The sequence below is a fragment of the Ancylobacter polymorphus genome, from assembly GCF_022836935.1.
GTDB lineage: Bacteria > Pseudomonadota > Alphaproteobacteria > Rhizobiales > Xanthobacteraceae > Ancylobacter > Ancylobacter polymorphus_A.
Window position 1 is genome coordinate 85,749 of record NZ_CP083242.1, and the last position, 16,740, is coordinate 102,488.

Below are 16,740 nucleotides of genomic sequence, written 5' to 3' on the forward strand. Positions count from 1 at the left end.
GATTTTGAGCAGCTCTTGTTCTGATCCCATCTTGCCGATATGGAATGGAAGCGCCGGCTGCACGAACCGAACGGCACGCCCGGCGCGATGTTTTGGAGCGTCTGGTGATGAGCGGCGCGGCTGTGGCCGCGGTGACCAGTTTTTACGGAAGTGGCGCGCCGACCAAGGTGAAACTGCGAACACGTATATGATTGAGATTCCGCTTATTTAGTTGGCCGACAAGCTCCAAAGCGACGAGCGAGACAAGGCGTCGGCGCTAGACTCCGAACCGCCCCCTCCCCGCATTCGCAAGCAGAAAGAGCCAATCGGCTCAGGTGCAACCCGAATTTGGGCCAGCCAGAGCTGGAAAATTCCGGGTTTAAGCCTCATGCCGGCACGGGCGCCGGAGAGCCATTCAGGAGCGTGATCGGCGGATTGTTGCCGATCCGGCTGTGCAGACACGGCTTTACCAACAGCCACGGGCCCCATCATTACCCGGGACCGGGGCGGCGCTATGCCCTGGCCGCGGCCAGGGCGCCTTCAGCAGCGACACAGGTCGCTGATCGCTGGCGACTGATGGAGAACGCGAGCCTGGCCTTCGTCGAGACCTTTCGTAAATCCATGTCTCCGACTCGGCCATTCCATCAGGGTGGCGGCCTGCGGATGGCACCAGAAAGGCTTACATTGCGAAATGAATGCCAATTCTGTCTGGCATAGCGAAAGCCGGATACTCGAGGGCTGTGCACAACCGTTCCGGTATTAACGGTGAGCACCGGCAGCACTGGCAATTCACGCATGACGAGCTCATTTGCGCAACGGTAAAGCCTCGTCCGTTCGGCATCTTCGCGCTCATGACGGGCAGCCTCTAGCAGTGAATCAAGCTCGTATATACGGCAGTATCCTGCATTGACCCCATGAGGGGAGACGTTCCGCGAATGTAGAACCTGATCAAGCCAGACGTCGCAGGACATACCCCAACTCATCTCGGATATCCCTACCCCGGCGGGCATACCGTTTTGCCAGTGCTTGCAGTACTCAACCCAATCCTCGTGCGGACACAGCTCTAGATTTATGCCGACCTTGGCGAGGTCTGAGGCCAATCGACCAATGATTGCAGTGGGCTGGAGCTGGGCCGAGCCTGCCGTCGCAAACATGACTCGCAGGGCCCAATCCGGGGGTGGAGCCGCCTGTGCGAGGAGCCTTCGTGCCTGGTCGAGGTCGTAGGGGTACGGATCGACGTACTCTGGATCATAGGCCGGAGACGCAGGAGGTAGAATTCCCTTCGCCGTACGGGTCTGTCCTCTGAACACCTCGTCGCTCAGCGCTTCCCGATCGAAGGCATGGGCGATGGCTTGACGCACGCGCCGGTCCGCCAGCACCGGATCGCTCATGTTGAAGATCAGGTACCAGACATAGGGAACGCTGCCCGAATGCACGACGAAGCCGCGCTGCTGCAGGTCCTCCAGATCGGCTCCGTCGAGGCCATAGGCGAGGTCGACCGTGCCGTCGAGCAGGGCGGTCAAGCGCTCGGTCGCATCAGGAAACGGAAGGAAGCGCAGCTTTTCCAGCTTTGCCACCTCGCCCCAATAAGCATCGTTTCGGCGCAGCGTGACTCCGCTGCCGCGAGATGTCTGAAAGCGCTCTTCGAAGATGAACGGCCCGGTTCCCGGCGCGCGGTCCGACAGGTCCGGCCCGAACGTCTCCAGCGCCGCAGGGCTGACGAACACCTGCGCCCCGGGCGCATCCTCCTGGGTCATGTAGCGGAGAAAGTCCGGGAACGGCTTGCCGAGCTCGATGTCCACGGTGAAGGGGTCGACCAGTTTGATCGCGTCGATCCACTCGATGCCGATCCGGTTGTAATTGGCGGCGATCGGCGAATAGACCGGACTGAGAGTGTCCCGCATCCTGGCGAAGTTCAGGCGCACCGCCTCGGCATCGAAGGCGGCTCCATCGTGGAAGCGGACGCCTTGCCGCAAATCGAAACGATAGGTGAGGCCGTCCGGCGAGACCGTTACCCGCTCGGCGAGTGCAGGTATGAGTGCCGTGGTGGCACCGATCTCACCTTCGAGATCATCCTCAATCAAGCTTTCGAATATGTTTTGGACGACGCGCCCAGTATTCCAGCCTCCAAATGAACATGGAGGATCAATAAGATCGACTTCCCAATCCAGTCCTATATTTAGAGTATTTTCTGAAGCGGCCATTTTATTTAACTTTCTTTTTGTGTTTCGGAAGGATTGGGCTATATGGCGGGGAGGGTCGCTTGGCGGCTGAAGGCAGGGCCGAAGCGGGCTGATGGAGGTCGAATTGGAAGGCTGGCCGGTAGGCGTACTTTTTTCTCATTCCGGTGTGACGTCGATGTCGGAAATTTCGCAGTTGCAGGGAACGCTGCTGGCGATAGACGAGATCAACGACGCAGGCGGCGTGGGGGGGCGGGCGATCCAGCCGATCATCAAGGACCCGGCGTCCGATCCCACGGCCTATGCACGGCTCGCCGCCAACCTGATACTGGAGGAAGGGGCGGCCAACATCTTCGGCTGCTCGTCCTCGTTCAGCCGAAAGGCGGTCCTCCCATGGATCGAGCGCCGAGGCGGCCTGCTGTGGTACTCGGTAGTTTATGAAGGTTTTGAATATTCGCCCAACATCATCTACACGGGCCCAACCATCAACCAGACGCACCTTCCTTTGGCCAACTACCTCTTCCGCCATGTCGGGAAGAGGTTCTTTCTCATCGGCTCGGGCTATCTTTTCCCGCGGGAATCCAACCGCGTGATACGCGACATCGTCGAGGATGTGGGCGGCACCATCCTCGGCGAGCACTACGTTCCCCTGAGCGCGGGATACGAGACCTATGCCGAGGCGGTAGCGTGCGCGGCCGAGGCGGATGCCGACGTCATCTTCTCGACCGTGATCGGGCCGGGGACGTCCCATCTGTACGACTCGCATAATGAAGCCGGCCTCGACGCGCGCCGTATGCCGATCGCGGCGCTGACCACCAGCGAGGTGCATCTGCGCGCCATGCGCACGCCGGTGGGAGCCGGTCACCTGGTCTGCGCGCCCTATTTCGAATCGCTGAAGACCGCCGAGAATCTCCGCTTCGTGGAGCGCTACCGCGCGCGGTACGGCAGCGCGCGGCCGGCCGACGGCCCGGCCGAGGCGGCCTATTCGACCGTCCATCTGTTCGCGAAGGCGCTTGCCGATGCAGGCACGACGGATCCGGAACGGGTGCGGGCGGCGGTGCTGGGGCAGCACTATCTGGCCCCCGAAGGACTGATCACCGTCGATCCGGACAACAGCCACACCTATATCCGGCCGCGTATCGCGGTCACGACCGGTCGTGCCGATTTTAGGATCGTCGAGGAGGCGCCAGAACCGGTCAAGCCCGACCCCTACCTTGTCTATTATGAAGCGCCCGAACGGTGTGAATGAGCCGCACCGATGAGCTTCTCTCAAATCATGATCCGGGAATTGCGGTCGCTTCGGGTTGCGGTCTTCCATCCGGCCGATGGCGACCGCGAAGAGTTGATGCTTCACATCCGGCGCATAGGCTGCACGGTCTATGCCGACTGGCCGATCCCGACGCATCCGACACGCGAAACCGACATCGCGCTTTGCCTTCTCTCCGAGACGGGAGAGCAGCTCCCCGACTGGCCGGATGTCGCGCTGATCGCGATCCTCCAATACGAAAGTCCGGTCGTCGTGCGCAGCCTTCTGGACTCGAACGCCCACGGAATCGTCACCAAGCCGATCCGAGCTTTCGGTATCCTGTCGACACTGCTGCTGACCCGCTCGCTTCATCGTTTCAGCCAGCGACAGAAGGCGAAGACCGACAAGATCGAGGAAACGTTGCGCTCGCGGCGGTTGATCGATCGCGCCGCCGAAGCTCTTTCCGCCTCGGGCTTCGGCACACTTGAAGCGTGCCATCAGGCGATCCGGCGCGCCGCCATGGAAGGCCGCGTCACCGCGGCGAGCGTCGCGGAGAACATACTCGCCGGAAAAGCAGTTCCGGTCATCGAGATGCTGCGCAGGGGCTGAGTGTCTCATGTCGCGAACATCCGTCCGTCGAGCCGACGCACCGCCATCATCGCGATTTCGATTTCGAAGGAACTGGAACTCATGGCATCCAGGTCGCGGCTCAGCGCATCCTGTACGGCCACGATCACCGCAGGCTCCAGAAGGCGCTGAACAACCTGCGCCCGCGATGCGGTAAGACGCCCCAGGCGGACCGCGGCTGAGAGATGCAGGCTGACGACGCTCCTGACCTCCATCAACACCGTCTGCTCCGCCGTCAATCCCGAAGCCGCAGCCACAGCGCCGAACACGACCGCAAGATGACCGGAGGAACGCTCGGCGCGGATGGAGGCGCAAAATTCCGCCACGGGTCCATTATCGAACAACTGAGGAGCGAGGACCGCCAGCTGGCGGCCGCAACTGGTCGACATACGCCGGGCCGTCTCGCTCAGCTTGCAGGTGCCCAACTCGGCATCCACGCGGAGCATGCCGGCAACATCGCCACATTCGGCCGACCGGTGAGCATGCGCCGCTGCTACGCCGTCCGTCCGGGCTGCTGCGTACCGCAGGCTCGTCTCGATCCACCGGATGAGGTCGCCTTCGCAGACATCCCCGCGGGGATGCAGCCACGCTTCGAGGCCGCCCGAATGGGCGAAGCGACCGATTGGCAGTCCGCTATCAGAGAGCTGCATCACGGCCAGCAGTTGCTGCGGCGAGGGGGGCATCTCAGTGCGCGTGCCCGGTCGCCAGCGGCCGATCGAGGCCGAGCGGAACGCCGACAAAGCTGAACGTCACCCCTTCAAGGCCGAGGCGTTCGACCGCCGCTGCCATGACTGTTGGCGAAGTTGTGACCGGGACAAAGATCGATCCGCCGCTCACCTCAATGGGTGCATGCTGGTTGCCGAAGCAATGGCCGATGCGCGCTGCAGCAGTGATCAGCGATGAGGTGTCCAGGGCGCTCAGTCGGATCGCCATCACCGGCTGTGGCTTGCGCTCGACCACGAGGATGGTCTCGCCGTCGTCGGCCAGCACAGCGCCATGACGGAGATAGCTGCCATGAGGAAGGTCGATGGCGACCTCGCTTCCGGCCTCGGAAAGAGCAAGCTGGCGGCGACGCATGGCATTGTCGGCATCGAGCAGCACGACTTCACGCGCCCGGCCGCGGAACCCGGGATCATCGAAGTGTCCGATGATGGCGTTTACTTGCCTCATGGCTTTTCCTCATTTGCGGATCGGAGGGGGCGGATGGCCGAGCAGCGACCGTCGGGCTTCGCCCCAGGCGAGATCGACGACCTCTCGGGCGGCAGATGGCGTGCGGCACAGCGCCCGCACAATGACACCGGCGCCCTTCGGCAGGATCGACGCCGCGCCATAGACGCCGGCAACGGAGCGAGCCGCATCATCAAGGCTCCGGTCCAGGGTCGCTGGCAGCGTGCCGGGGGCAAGCACCAACACTGTGGCGATGAAGCGGTGTTCGGCGAACAGCCCCGGCCCGCCGAGCGGCATGCTGTCGGGCACAAGTTCGAACGCGTCCTTGCACGTCGGCACGCCGTCTATCTCGACAGTCGTGCGGAAGTGCAGCCGCGAATAGGCGAATACCTCGCCCGCCGCGAAGCGCCCGCAGGCGACGATTTCGCTCAGCACGGCCGTCGCGCCCGTCGCCATCCTCATAAGCGTATATTGCTCGTAGCAGGCCATTTTCAGCGGAATGACAGGATCGGGCACATATTCCAGATAGGCCCCCTCCTCCATATCGATCGTCATTCGCTGGCTTGCACTCACACCACCCTCGGCGCCAAAAATCTTGGTCGCTGACGGCGTCGAAACATGCACCCGCGCATGGCGGCGCAGTCGTAGCTCGACGATGAGCCGATCCGCTTCGAATACGCCGCCACTGGGATTGTGCACATAGACGAACGCCATGTCCGGCACTGCCGGATCCAGGCGCAACGGCGACGTGACGTGAAGGGGAAAACGTTGGTCCCGACCGATGATCTCGGTCTGCCCGCAGCCGGTGCGAGCGAAGTCGAGATGCAGCCATCCGTCGGTTGTTGCCTCGTCGGTCATATGGGCGCATGGAAGAGCAGGGAGCGCTGGAGATGATCGAAAACGGCTTCTGCTCCCGCAGCATCCCTCAAATTGGTGAACAGGCTCGGCCTCTCCGGCCGGATCATCGCCACGTCCGCTCGAATACGATCGAGATCGGCATCTACATGAGGGGCGATGTCGATCTTGTTCACAACCAGAAGGTCCGCCTGAAGGCAGCCCAGCCCGCGCTTCCGCGGAATATCGTCACCCGCCCCGCAATCGATCACGAAGATCCAGTAGTCGACGAGTTCCCGGGAAAACGACGATGCCAGATTGTCTCCACCGCTCTCGATCAGAATGAGATCGAGTGGATTTTGGCGTTCAAGCCGATCGGCCGCCTCGATGTTCACAGAAGGGTCCTCGCGGATCGCTGTATGCGGACACGCGCCGGTTTCCACGCCCACGACAAGGCGGGGATCAATCAGGCCGCCCTTCTGAATCCGCTCCGCGTCTTCCAGCGTCACAAGGTCATTGGTGATGACCGCTACCTTCAGGCCGGCGGCCTGGACCAGCGGCAGTAACCTTTCCACGAGGCGGGTCTTTCCGCTCCCGACCGGGCCGCCGATGCCGATGCGTATAGCCTGTCTCTGCATGGTTACTTCAACATGTATAGGGAGCCGAGGGGCACGGTCCTGGCAGGACTGGACACACAGGTCTCACCGTCGATGGAGACACGGTAGGTGTCAGCATCCACAGTTATCTCCGGGAGCGAGTCATTGTGGACCATGTCGTATTTGGTCAGACCGCGCGTGGAGCGGGTTGCGACACAACGCGACTCCAGTCCAAGCCGCTGCGGCAGGCCGGCCTCCAAGGCCAGTGGACTGAGAAACCGTATCGAAAGGCTTCGCGCGGCCCGGCCGAACGCACCCCATTGCGGCCGATAGAGGAGCGGTTCGCAGACCAGCAGCGAGGCGTTCGCCTCTCCCGTCACCGCCCATGCAGGAAAGCCGGATTTGAGCACCAGCTCCGGCTTGACGCCGAACAGTGCGGGCTTCCAGAAGACAAGATCGGCCAGCTTGCCCCGCTCGATTGACCCGACCTCGTGATCGATGCCAAAAATCTTGGCCGGATTGATGGTGTATTTGGCGATGTAGCGCTTGATCCGCCCGTTGTCGTTGCCGCTGCCTGCGTCCACGGGCAAAGCTCCGCGCGTCTGCTGCATGATTGAGGCGAGCTGCCAGGTTCGGGCGATGGTCTCGCCGATGCGGCCCATGCCCTGCGAATCCGAGCCGAGCGCGCTGATGGCGCCGATATCGTGCAGGACATCCTCCGCGCCGATGGTCTCCTTGCGGATCCGCGATTCCGCGAATGCCACATCCTCCACCACCCTCGGATTGAGGTGGTGGCTCGTCATGGCCATGTCGAAGTGCTCTTCGAACGTATTGACCGTGAACGGATTGGTTGGATTGGTCGACGAGGGAAGAACATTCGGGTGCGAGCAGACCCGTATGATGTCCGGCGCGTGGCCGCCGCCCGCTCCCTCGACGTGATAGGCGTGGACGGTGCGCCCGCCGATGGCTTCGAGGCTCTGCTCCAGAAAGCCGAACTCGTTGAGCGTGTCCGTGTGGAGCTGGATCTGCACCGCGCCTTGGTCGGCCGCATCGAGCGCGCTGTCGATAGCCGCAGTCGTCGCGCCCCAATCCTCGTGGATCTTGAGACCTGCCGCACCTGCGGCAAGCTGTTCGACGAGCGGCGCAGCAACATCGGAGGCCGCCTTGCCGAAGAATCCGAAGTTCAGTGGAAAGGCTTCGGAGGCCTGAAGCATCAGGCCGAGATTGACTGTTCCGGTGGAGGCGATGGGGACCGTGGTAGGCCCCAGCCCTCCGCCCATCAGGGTCGTCACTCCGGCGGAGAGCGCCTCCTGACACTGGCCGGGATCGATGAAGTGGACGTGGCAGTCGATTCCGCCGGCCGTCACGATAAGCCCTTCGGCCGCCCGAACGTCGGTGTTCACACCGACGATCAGTTCAGCAGAGACGCCGTTCATGATCCGCGGATCACCTGCCTTGCCGATCCCGGCGATCCGGCCGTCCTTGATCCCGATATCTGCCTTGATGATCCCGACCACGGGATCGATGATCAGCGCATTGGTGATGACGAGGTCGAGCACACCTTCGGAGGCGCACAGCGCCCCGTCACATCCGCTGCCCGCCCGCATGGTCTTGCCGGCGCCGAAGACAAGTTCGTCGCCGTAATGGGTCAGGTCCGTCTCGACTTCCGCCCACAGCTCGGTGTCCCCGAGCCGGACGCGATCGCCGGTCGTCGGTCCGTAGAGCTCCAGGTAATGGCGTCGGGTCAACGACTGAGCCATCCTATATTCCCCGATAGCCGCGCGCCGCCGCGCGTTCGAAAGCGCGCTCGCGAATAGCCGGATCGTCGAGCGAGCCTTCGGTCAGCCTATTGAGTCCGTGGACCTCTCGACGGCCGCCAATGGTCACGAGGTCGACGGTCTTCTCGTCGCCTGGTTCGAAGCGGATGGTGGTTCCAGCGGGAATGTCCAGCCGGAAGCCGAAGGCACGGCGGCGATCGAATTCGAGCGCCTGATTGACCTCGAAGAAATGGAAATGCGATCCTACCTGGATCGGCCGGTCGGCGAGGCTCCTCACAAGGGTTGAAAAGCTCGCCCTGCCGAGGTTGATCTCGATGGCATCGGCGGCGAGGCGCCACCGATTGGTGAAGGCATCCACCTTGCCCATGCCGTCGGCCGTAATGGGATCATGTACGCAGACGAGCTTCTGTCCGTCGGGCAAGAAGGGTTCGACCATCAGAGTGTCGACGAGTTCCCTGACCCCCTCCATTACGTCCGATTCCGACAGGATCGACCTGCCAAGCGACATGAGTTCCGACACCGATCTCCCGTTTCGGGCGCCTTCGAACACTGCATCGGCTATGAGTGCCCGCGCTTCCGGCATGTTCAGGGGCAGGCCGCTGTCGCGCCGACGCTGCGCCAGCTGGGCGGCGAGGAAAACAAGCAGCCGCTCCTGTTCTCTTGCTGTCAGATACATGACGGGTCCTCACACGCTCAAATGCTTCAGCACCCGAGCCCGGGCGTCGGGCTCGGAGGCGGCGCCCATCTCGGCGATCTCGCCGCGATCCAGCACCGCCCAGCGATCGGCCACCGCTAGGGCGAAGGGCAGATGCTGCTCGACCAAGAGCATGGTGGTGCCGTGGCGGTCGCGGGCGCTGCGGATGACGCCGGCCAGGCGGTCGATCACCGAGGGCTGGAGCCCCTCGGTGATCTCGTCCACCAGCAGCAGCTTCGCTCCCGTGGCCAGCGAGCGGGCCATCAGCAGCATTTTCTGTTCGCCGCCCGAGAGCGTGCCGGCGCGCTGCTTGAGGCGTTGCAGCAGGAAGGGGAAGGAGGCCTCCACCTCGGCGAGCGCCGCCTCGAAGTCGGGCCGCCGCACGGCGAGGCGGAGGTTTTCCTCCACGCTCATGTCCTGGAACAGCGCCTTTTCCTGCGCCACATAGCCAACGCCGAGGCGGGCGACGCGGTGCGGGGAGAGGCGCGTCGCCTCGCTGCCGGATATGGCCACCGTGCCGGTCATCTTCGGCAGGAAACCCATTACTGCTTTCAGCAGGGTGGACTTGCCCATGCCGTTCTTGCCGAGCACGGCGAGGATTTCGCCCGGCGCGAGAGAAAGGCTGACCTCGCGTAGCACCACCGCACCGGCATAGCCGCTGGAGAGATTGTCGACGGAAAGCGCGCTCATGCCCGCATCTCCTGGCTCGGGGCGGGCGCCGTCTCGTGGTCGATGCCGGCATGGCCGGAGCCGGCATAGACCTGCTTGACCAGCTCGGAGGCCACCACCTCCTCCACCGAGCCGTCCAGTACGATGCGGCCCTGGTGAAGGACGATGACGCGCGAGGAAATCTCCCGCACGAAGTCGAGATCGTGTTCCACCAACAGCACGCACAGGCCCTGCTTCCTGGCCAGGTCGATCAGGATGGCGCCGATCTGCATCCGCTCGGTCTTGGTGAGGCCGGCGGTCGGCTCGTCGAGCAGCAGCACGCGCGGTTCCAGCGCCAGCACCATGGAGAGTTCCAGCGCCTGCTTCATGCCATGCGAGAGCAGATGCGCGGGGGTGGAGAGCTGCTTGTCGAGCCCCGTGGTGGCGATGACGTGCATCGCCGCTTCCGGCAACGGCAGGTCGCGGGCCCGGCACCACAGCGAGGGCCGCGCGTGGCGCACGCGGGCGATCTGCAGGCACTGCGCGACGGTCAGCGTCTCGAACACATTCGCCATCTGGAACTTGCGGCCGACGCCCAGCGCGACGCAGGCCTCCGGCGGCTTGCGGCCGATGTCGTAGCCGTTGACCGCGATGGTGCCGGCGGTGCGCTCGGCACCGTCGGCGATGCAGCGCATCAGCGTGGTCTTGCCGGCGCCATTGGGGCCGACAAGGCTGACCAGTTCGCCGGCGCGGGCCTCGAAGTCGATCCCCTCCAGCACGGTGAGGCTGCCGAAGCGCTTGACCACGCCGGCCACCGCCAAAGCTGGCCCCTCGCCGGGCTCGACGCCCTGGGTATCGGCGAGGTCGAGGGTGGAGAGCGTCACGCTGGCGGCAGGCGTCGCGACGCGCGGGCGAAGGAGGCCGAGCAGCTTGCGGGGAAGGTCGAACACCACAGGCAGCAGGCCGCGCGGGAAGGCGACGATGACAATTACGAACAGCGCGCCGATGATGAGCTGCCAGACGAAGGGATAGTCGCCGGCGAGCTGGGCGCTCTCGTAATCGACGATCAGCGCGCCGAACACCGGGCCGAGCAGCGTGCCGCGCCCGCCCAGCGCGGTCCAGATGACCAGCTCGGTGCCGAAGACGAAGCCGGCAAGCTCGGGCGCCACCACCATCGCATAGCCGGCATAGATGTAGCCGGCGACCGCCGCGATGGCGGCGCAGGCGAGATAGACCAGGATCTTCAGCCGTGAGGTGTCGAGGCCGAGATATTTGCAGCGCTGCTCGTTCTCGCGCACCGCCACCAGCAGCCGGCCGGCATCGCTCTTCACGAAGATATAGGCGAGCGTCGTCACCCCGACCAGGAAGCTGCCGGATAGCCAGAACCACGCCTCCATCGACAGGTCGAAGCTCATGAAGCCGGACAGCCCGCTCGACGAGCCGGTGAAGGTACCGCCGGAATAGAGCAGCTGCGTCGCCACGATGGGCAGGACCAGGGTGATGACCGAGGCATAAAGCGCCGATGCGCCGTGCCAGAAGGCGAGCCAGCCGACGATGGCCGCCACCAGCAGCGCGCCGCCGACGCCGAGCCCCAGCGCCAGAAAGGCGTTAGAGGTGGAGAAATCCATATGGGTGAAGACGAGGCCGGCGGCATAGGCGCCGCAGGCGAAGAACACCGACTGGCCAAAGGTGAGGATGCCCAGAAATCCCCAGAGCAGGTCCACCGTCAGCGCCACCACGGCATAGAGCAGTGAGCGGGTGAGCACGTTCACCGAATAGGTGTCGAGCACATACGGCCCGGCGAAGATCGCCGCGAGTGCGAGCAGGGCGACGACGAGGATGAGGGAGAGGCGGCGCGCTTCAGTCACGGGCGAACCCCTGAGGCCGAATGCGCAGGATGATGGCGGCGAGCACGGCGATGGTCAGGCCTCCGAGAACCGGGCTGAAATGGGTGGCGACCAGCACCTGCGCCCCGCCCAGCACCAGGCAGGCGAAGAGCAGGCTGACCAGGGAGGCGCCCGACACCAGCACCAGCATGAAGGCGTTGACGAGCCAGGGCACGCCCATGGAAGGGTCGACGCTCGACAGCGGCGTGATGAGCGCGCCGGCGATACCGGCCAGCGCCGAGCCGAGGGTGAAAGTGATGAAGCGCACCAGCCCGCTATTGATGCCGAGCCCGCGCGCCAGATCCTCGTTCATGATCACCGCGCGTGTCTCCAGCCCCAGCCGCGTGCCCTGGAGCAGCGCGGTGAGGCCGATGCCGAGCACGGCGGCAATGCCGACGAGCGCGAGACGGTAGGCGGAATAGCTCTCGCCCCACAGATCGAGCGTGCCGTTCAGCGGCGATTCCGCGAACTGCACGCCGCGGCCGAAGGCGATGGTGATGAGCTGCCCGATGATGATCGATAGGCCCCAGGTGGCGAGAATGGCGTCGAGCGGGCGGTTATAGAGCGGGCGCACGACGAAGCGCTCGATCGCCATGCCGACCACGCCGCCGAACAGAGCGGCGATGGGGACGGCGAGCCAGGGATTGAGCCCCGCCTGGGTGGTGACGAGCGCGGCATAGCCGCCGAGCGTCATCAGTCCCCCATGGGCGAAATTGATGATCTTCATGACGCCGAACACGAGCAGCAGCCCGGTCGCCACCGCATAGAGGATGGCGGCGGTCGTCACGATGTCCAGCGTCTGGCCGATCATGCGAGGGTCCTTGGAGTTGGAGGCACGGCGGGATGACGGTGCGCACGGAGCCCGGCATCCCAGATCGGTGGGCGTGAGAGGCGGCGGGCGGGCACGGAAGCCGCCGCCTCTCACCGGGCGCTTGGCGTCACTCTGCCCCTACAGCGGGAGTGACGCGTCGCATCGGGACCCGTAAGGCGAAGGGGCGCACGCTCACTTCAGCTTCGGGCACTGGTCGCCGGGATCGACGTCCTTGAAGGTCGACATGATCGAGACCGAGCCGTCGCCCTTCACCTGGCCGAGATACATGGTCAGCGGCGCGTGGCGCTGCTTGTTCATGACGATGGTGCCGCGCGGGCCTTCCACCGCGACCTCGGCCAGCGCCGGGATCACCTTGGCGGCCTCGGTCGTGCCGGCCTTTTCTACCGCCGCCTTGTAGGCGTAGACCGCTTCATACTGCGGCACCGAGAGTTCATTCGGCGTCCTCAGCTCCGCGCCGAACTTCTTCTCCATCGCGGCGAGGAAGGCCTTGTTGGCCGGGGTGTCGATATTGGTGAAGTAGGAGCCGGCGATGTAGATGCCCTCGGCATCCGGGCCCATGGACTTGGCGGTGCCCTCATCCACGGCGAGGTTGCCATAGAGCGACTTGATGCCCGCCGCGCGCAGCTGCTTGGTCAGCGTCACATTCGGCGCGCCGCCGGCGGTGGAGGTGATGATGGCGTCGGGATTGGCGGCCTTCACCTTGGCGAGGATGGCGGTCCAGTCGGTGGCGTCCATCGGGGCGTATTCGTCGCCGACGATCTTGCCGCCGGTCTTCTCGATATATTCCTTGGTGAAGGCCAGCATGCCGCGCCCGAAAGCGTAGTCCGAGCCGATCAGGAAATAGGTCTTGGCACCTTCCTTGTTGAAGAAATCTACAATCGGGGCAACCTGCTGCTCAGGCACCCACGCATTGATATACATGTAGGGATTGCAGGAGCGCCCTTCGTAAAACGATGTGTAAATATAGGGGATTTTGCCGCGGTTGACGATTGGCAGGCCGGCATTGCGGGCGGCCGAGGTCTCCATTGCAACGATCGCATCTACCTTTTTCTGAAAGATCAGTGAGTCATAAGCCTTCTGCGCGCCGGCCGCACCGGAGGCGTCATCGGCGACTTCGAGCACCACCTTCTTGCCGAGGATGCCCCCCTTGGCGTTGATCTCCTCAACCGCCAACTCCGAAGCCTGTACGACGGAGGGCGCGACCACCGAATTGGCGCCGGACAGGCCGACGGGGATGCCGATGGTGATGATGTCGTCGGCGGCGAGCGCCGGGCCGGCAAGCAGGCCGGTGGCGAACACGCCGGCCATCAGCAGGGAGCTACGGGACATAGGCTTTCTCCGGAAGGTTATGGGTTGTTCTTCGGTGGTGGAGGGCAAGCGGGGCTCAGTACCAGCCCCGGGAAATGTCGGAGCCGAGCATCTCGGCATAGACATCGGTGCGGCGGTCGCGCAGCACTTGGTTGAAGGCGTTCCAGTTGCGGGCGCGGCGAGCGGCGCCGAGGTCGATCTCGGCGGAGACGATTTCCTCCCCGTCGCGGCTGGCCGGGCCGGCGGCGGGCCAGCCGGTGTAGCTGATGATGAGGCTCTGCCCCTCGAAGGGCTGGCCGCGCTCGGTGCCGATGCGGTCGGCGCAGGCGATGTAGAGCGAGTTGGAATGGGCGGCGCCCATGGCGAGGATGTTGGCCATCGCCTCGCGCCCCTCCGCCTGGCCGGGGATCGGCACCCAGTTGGTGGGCACGCAAATGATGTCGGCGCCCTGCAGTGCCTGCAGCCGGTAGGTCTCGGGGAACCAGCCATCGTAGCAGATGGCGACGCCGATCCGCCCCAGCGGGGTCTGGAACACCGGGAAGCCGTTATTGCCGGGCTCGAAGAACAGGTTCTCGTTGCCCCACAGATGCATCTTGCGATAGGTGCCGATATGCCCGTCGGGGCCGATCACCACCGCGCTGTTGTAGAGGGCCGTGCCCTCGCGCTCGGTGATGCCGGCGACGATGTGGAGGCCCCGCTCGGCGGCGATGGCCGCCCAGGCCTGGCAGGTCGGCCCGTCGGGAATGGTCTCGGCCAGCGCGAAGGCTTCCTCGCGGGTTTCGAACACATAGCCGGTATTGGCGAGTTCCGGCAGCACGATGAGCTTCGCCCCGCCATCGGCCGCGCAGGCGATGAGGCCGAGCGAATGCGCAACATTGGCGCCCGTGTCGCCGAAACGCGGTTCCATCTGGATGCAGGCGACGCGGACAAGGCTGGAAACCGGCATGGAGGCACACCTCTGCGATCGCGGCGCAAGCAACGCCTCGGTCGAATAGCCCTAGACGCAGGTTCTCACCTGCGTTGAGTGGCCAATTTTGGGGGATTTTCTCAGCAATACTGCTGATGGCGCATCATTGTTGATGACGTCCGCGTCGTCAATTTCATTGCTGACTTAATTATAAGCATATCAATGCAAATAAATTGTGCGTTTGTGATATTTTCGCTCACGTTAGATGCAGTACGATGACTGCGTGACCGAAGCCCACCTGAGCTGAAGGGCCGCCACGCTTCTGCGCATCTAGCCGCGATAAGGTGGGAATAAGCGGAGACAGGCCCCGCCAGGGAACTGCCATGGCTTTCGGCCCGCTGCCGAAGAGCGCGATGGACTAAACCGAAACTGCTCTCGAGCGCCCGCCCAAGGGATGATCCACGCGATCGATGATGGTGAGGCGCGTCAACCAAAGTCGGCGCGCCGTTGCTCCGAAGGGGCGTTCAAGCGTCCGCCGCGCTACGCCGCTGGCATCGTGAGCATTGCTAAGCAGTAACGGTGGCTTCCCTTTGCGTTTGCAACTGCACCAATCGCGCAACATCCCTGCGGAGGTGCCGCAGCTCCGGCCACGGGAAATCCCGCCCCTCAGCGCCATCGGCTCCGATTGCGATCAGAACGTCAAGTTTTGCTGAGAGGCCACGCAGAGACGTCGCGTCTGCGGCAAAGAGCATTGCAGTCAGTCGCTCTTCATCGGCGGAGGCCGCCGCCTCTTCCTGCCGGGCGACGGAGTAGCCGATGGCGCGATCCGCGTCGTCCCAACGGTGCTGATGTATGCGCAGGGCGGTTGCGACTTCATCGCGCCGAACACACAGCGACGGCAGACCGGCCGCAAGCTCGTCGAACTGCCGCAGGGAGTTGATGCGCACCGGTGACGGCAGTTCGGCTGCAGCCAGAACCACCTGCGGAAAGCCGATCGTCCGCGCGAGTTCGGACTCCAGACGTTGCTGTTTCCGGCACAGAGCGAGCGTGCGCCGATGCGCTGCGCGCCACGCCTTCCACGCACCGATGGCGGCATCTGTCGTGCCGCCATCCTGCGGTGCGGCTGCAGCCGAACTGTTGAAGGAAGAGCCGCCGACCATCGCGAGGGCGGCAGAGAGAAGGTCCCTCCGGGATGGTCGGGACAGACTCATGCTAATCTCAGAATCAGCCATGATCCGAGCTCCACGCAGCTTGGTTGTGGTCAGGCCGGATACGTGGGGCAAACACGTGTCCGGCCGCCTAAGGCGCAGAAGGATAGCGACGACATGAATCAACAGCAATCAAAAATCACTACAGTGTCGTGATTCATATGAATGCTGCGCAATGCAAAATGGCTCGCGCCGCTCTCGGTTTGGGCGTGCGCGATTTGGCGAACCAGGCTGCCGTTTCCACACAAACCGTGACCCGTTTCGAACGCGGCGAGGCATTGAAAGCGACAACAGTTGAGCGTCTTCAGGCGGCGCTCGAAGCCGCCGGCATTGAGTTCATTCCGGAAAACGGCGGCGGCGCCGGTGTGCGCTTCCGCAAGCCGTCAGCGCCGGAATAGGCCTCACTTACCGCAACTCCTGTGCAAGATCGCTGCGGCTTCAACGCGGTTTGGCCGCTGTTCTTTTGCAGCTTATCCGCGACGGGATAGCTGGTCCTACGCGGTTTGGTTGCGCCTCACCGACAGCGGCTTCGCGTCAAGCGAGGCTATGCGCGGCGAGCTCGCGGTGCATTTGGCGGCCCCTGCAGCAGTCTGGCAGCGCATTTCTGGAGAGCTTGACGAACAGCTGGTAGCGCTCGGCGCCTATGGAGCGTTTTCTGCAGCTCTGTCATAGTATCGCAGCGATGTGACGTGATCTCGTTTATTCCCGACGGAGCGAGGGAGCTTGATGGCAGGATAAAAGCGCACACATTGCGCGGCGGTCGGGTGGTTTTGTTTACAGGATATTTTCTAGATCTCGACACATTGCGACGCTGGACAGAAATGTTCCGGCTTCGCGAGGGTCCTGTTGG

General features: G+C 63.9%; 16 protein-coding genes. 3 read left to right on the top strand and 13 right to left on the bottom strand.

Features of this window, described 5'->3' with window-relative positions; genetic code table 11:
• Positions 1 to 623: 623 nt before the first annotated feature.
• Positions 624 to 2,063 (bottom strand): ABC transporter substrate-binding protein, encoded by a 1,440-nt coding sequence (locus K9D25_RS23785; RefSeq protein ID WP_244451444.1) that lies wholly within the window; start codon positions 2,061 to 2,063, stop codon positions 624 to 626.
• 211 nt (positions 2,064 to 2,274) lie between these two features.
• Here K9D25_RS23785 and K9D25_RS23790 point away from each other — a divergent pair, with 211 nt between their 5' ends.
• Positions 2,275 to 3,408 carry a transporter substrate-binding domain-containing protein gene (locus K9D25_RS23790; protein ID WP_244451445.1) on the top strand — a complete coding sequence of 378 codons (1,134 nt, stop codon included), beginning with the start codon at positions 2,275 to 2,277 and terminating at the stop codon, positions 3,406 to 3,408.
• Between the two features lie 9 nt (positions 3,409 to 3,417).
• Positions 3,418 to 4,014 carry an ANTAR domain-containing response regulator gene (locus K9D25_RS23795; RefSeq protein ID WP_244451446.1) on the top strand — a complete coding sequence of 199 codons (597 nt, stop codon included), beginning with the start codon at positions 3,418 to 3,420 and terminating at the stop codon, positions 4,012 to 4,014.
• Positions 4,015 to 4,019: 5 nt separating this feature from the next.
• On the opposite strand, the gene K9D25_RS23800 is transcribed toward K9D25_RS23795, so the two are convergent.
• The 12 genes from K9D25_RS23800 to K9D25_RS23855 form a co-directional block, all read right to left on the bottom strand.
• Positions 4,020 to 4,715, bottom strand: coding sequence for an urease accessory protein UreF (locus K9D25_RS23800; protein WP_163078009.1), 696 nt, complete (start codon positions 4,713 to 4,715; stop codon positions 4,020 to 4,022).
• A gap of 1 nt (position 4,716) precedes the next feature.
• Positions 4,717 to 5,202, bottom strand: coding sequence for an urease accessory protein UreE (locus tag K9D25_RS23805; RefSeq protein WP_126278341.1), 486 nt, complete (start codon positions 5,200 to 5,202; stop codon positions 4,717 to 4,719).
• Between the two features lie 9 nt (positions 5,203 to 5,211).
• Entirely contained in the window at positions 5,212 to 6,057 is an 846-nt protein-coding gene (locus K9D25_RS23810; RefSeq protein WP_163078006.1) for an urease accessory protein UreD, read from the bottom strand.
• On the bottom strand, positions 6,054 to 6,671 hold the full coding sequence (gene ureG, locus K9D25_RS23815) for an urease accessory protein UreG (RefSeq protein ID WP_163078003.1): 618 nt from the start codon (positions 6,669 to 6,671) through the stop codon (positions 6,054 to 6,056). Before ureG ends, K9D25_RS23810 begins: the two co-directional genes overlap by 4 nt.
• Before the next feature lie 2 nt (positions 6,672 to 6,673).
• Positions 6,674 to 8,389, bottom strand: coding sequence for an urease subunit alpha (ureC, locus tag K9D25_RS23820; RefSeq protein ID WP_163078406.1), 1,716 nt, complete (start codon positions 8,387 to 8,389; stop codon positions 6,674 to 6,676).
• Position 8,390: 1 nt separating this feature from the next.
• The gene (locus K9D25_RS23825; RefSeq protein WP_163078403.1) at positions 8,391 to 9,083 is read right to left on the bottom strand and encodes an urease subunit beta; all 693 of its coding nucleotides are present in this window, start codon (positions 9,081 to 9,083) and stop codon (positions 8,391 to 8,393) included.
• A gap of 9 nt (positions 9,084 to 9,092) precedes the next feature.
• A complete protein-coding gene (locus tag K9D25_RS23830) occupies positions 9,093 to 9,791 on the bottom strand; it encodes an ABC transporter ATP-binding protein (protein ID WP_244451447.1) in 699 nt (232 codons plus the stop codon).
• Complete coding sequence (locus tag K9D25_RS23835) at positions 9,788 to 11,617, bottom strand: ABC transporter permease subunit (protein ID WP_244451448.1); 1,830 nt, start codon at positions 11,615 to 11,617, stop codon at positions 9,788 to 9,790. The genes K9D25_RS23830 and K9D25_RS23835 overlap by 4 nt, the downstream gene beginning before the upstream one ends.
• Complete coding sequence (locus K9D25_RS23840) at positions 11,610 to 12,446, bottom strand: branched-chain amino acid ABC transporter permease (protein ID WP_244451449.1); 837 nt, start codon at positions 12,444 to 12,446, stop codon at positions 11,610 to 11,612. The genes K9D25_RS23835 and K9D25_RS23840 overlap by 8 nt, the downstream gene beginning before the upstream one ends.
• Positions 12,447 to 12,638: 192 nt before the next feature.
• On the bottom strand, positions 12,639 to 13,775 hold the full coding sequence (locus tag K9D25_RS23845) for a substrate-binding protein (RefSeq protein ID WP_371349347.1): 1,137 nt from the start codon (positions 13,773 to 13,775) through the stop codon (positions 12,639 to 12,641).
• Between the two features lie 76 nt (positions 13,776 to 13,851).
• Positions 13,852 to 14,721: a nitrilase family protein gene (locus K9D25_RS23850; protein WP_371349310.1), complete on the bottom strand. Its 870-nt coding sequence runs from the start codon at positions 14,719 to 14,721 to the stop codon at positions 13,852 to 13,854.
• Positions 14,722 to 15,248: 527 nt separating this feature from the next.
• Positions 15,249 to 15,893 (bottom strand): hypothetical protein, encoded by a 645-nt coding sequence (locus K9D25_RS23855; RefSeq protein ID WP_244451451.1) that lies wholly within the window; start codon positions 15,891 to 15,893, stop codon positions 15,249 to 15,251.
• Between the two features lie 179 nt (positions 15,894 to 16,072).
• On the opposite strand from K9D25_RS23855, the gene K9D25_RS23860 reads away from it, so the two are divergent.
• A complete protein-coding gene (locus tag K9D25_RS23860; protein ID WP_244451452.1) occupies positions 16,073 to 16,288 on the top strand; it encodes a helix-turn-helix transcriptional regulator in 216 nt (71 codons plus the stop codon).
• Positions 16,289 to 16,740: the final 452 nt, after the last annotated feature.

Bases quoted from the DNA above. Each gene is read 5' to 3' on its own strand.
- K9D25_RS23800 (WP_163078009.1), bottom strand. From the start codon at position 4,715: ATGCCCCCCTCGCCGCAGCAACTGCTGGCCGTGATGCAGCTCTCTGAT.
- K9D25_RS23830 (WP_244451447.1), bottom strand. From the start codon at position 9,791: ATGAGCGCGCTTTCCGTCGACAATCTCTCCAGCGGCTATGCCGGTGCG.
- ureC (WP_163078406.1), bottom strand. From the start codon at position 8,389: ATGGCTCAGTCGTTGACCCGACGCCATTACCTGGAGCTCTACGGACCG.
- ureG (WP_163078003.1), bottom strand. From the start codon at position 6,671: ATGCAGAGACAGGCTATACGCATCGGCATCGGCGGCCCGGTCGGGAGC.
- K9D25_RS23845 (WP_371349347.1), bottom strand. From the start codon at position 13,775: ATGGCCGGCGTGTTCGCCACCGGCCTGCTTGCCGGCCCGGCGCTCGCC.
- K9D25_RS23860 (WP_244451452.1), top strand. From the start codon at position 16,073: ATGGCTCGCGCCGCTCTCGGTTTGGGCGTGCGCGATTTGGCGAACCAG.
- K9D25_RS23790 (WP_244451445.1), top strand. From the start codon at position 2,275: ATGGAGGTCGAATTGGAAGGCTGGCCGGTAGGCGTACTTTTTTCTCAT.
- K9D25_RS23805 (WP_126278341.1), bottom strand. From the start codon at position 5,202: ATGAGGCAAGTAAACGCCATCATCGGACACTTCGATGATCCCGGGTTC.
- K9D25_RS23795 (WP_244451446.1), top strand. From the start codon at position 3,418: ATGAGCTTCTCTCAAATCATGATCCGGGAATTGCGGTCGCTTCGGGTT.
- K9D25_RS23855 (WP_244451451.1), bottom strand. From the start codon at position 15,893: ATGAGTCTGTCCCGACCATCCCGGAGGGACCTTCTCTCTGCCGCCCTC.
- K9D25_RS23850 (WP_371349310.1), bottom strand. From the start codon at position 14,721: ATGCCGGTTTCCAGCCTTGTCCGCGTCGCCTGCATCCAGATGGAACCG.
- K9D25_RS23840 (WP_244451449.1), bottom strand. From the start codon at position 12,446: ATGATCGGCCAGACGCTGGACATCGTGACGACCGCCGCCATCCTCTAT.
- K9D25_RS23810 (WP_163078006.1), bottom strand. From the start codon at position 6,057: ATGACCGACGAGGCAACAACCGACGGATGGCTGCATCTCGACTTCGCT.
- K9D25_RS23825 (WP_163078403.1), bottom strand. From the start codon at position 9,083: ATGTATCTGACAGCAAGAGAACAGGAGCGGCTGCTTGTTTTCCTCGCC.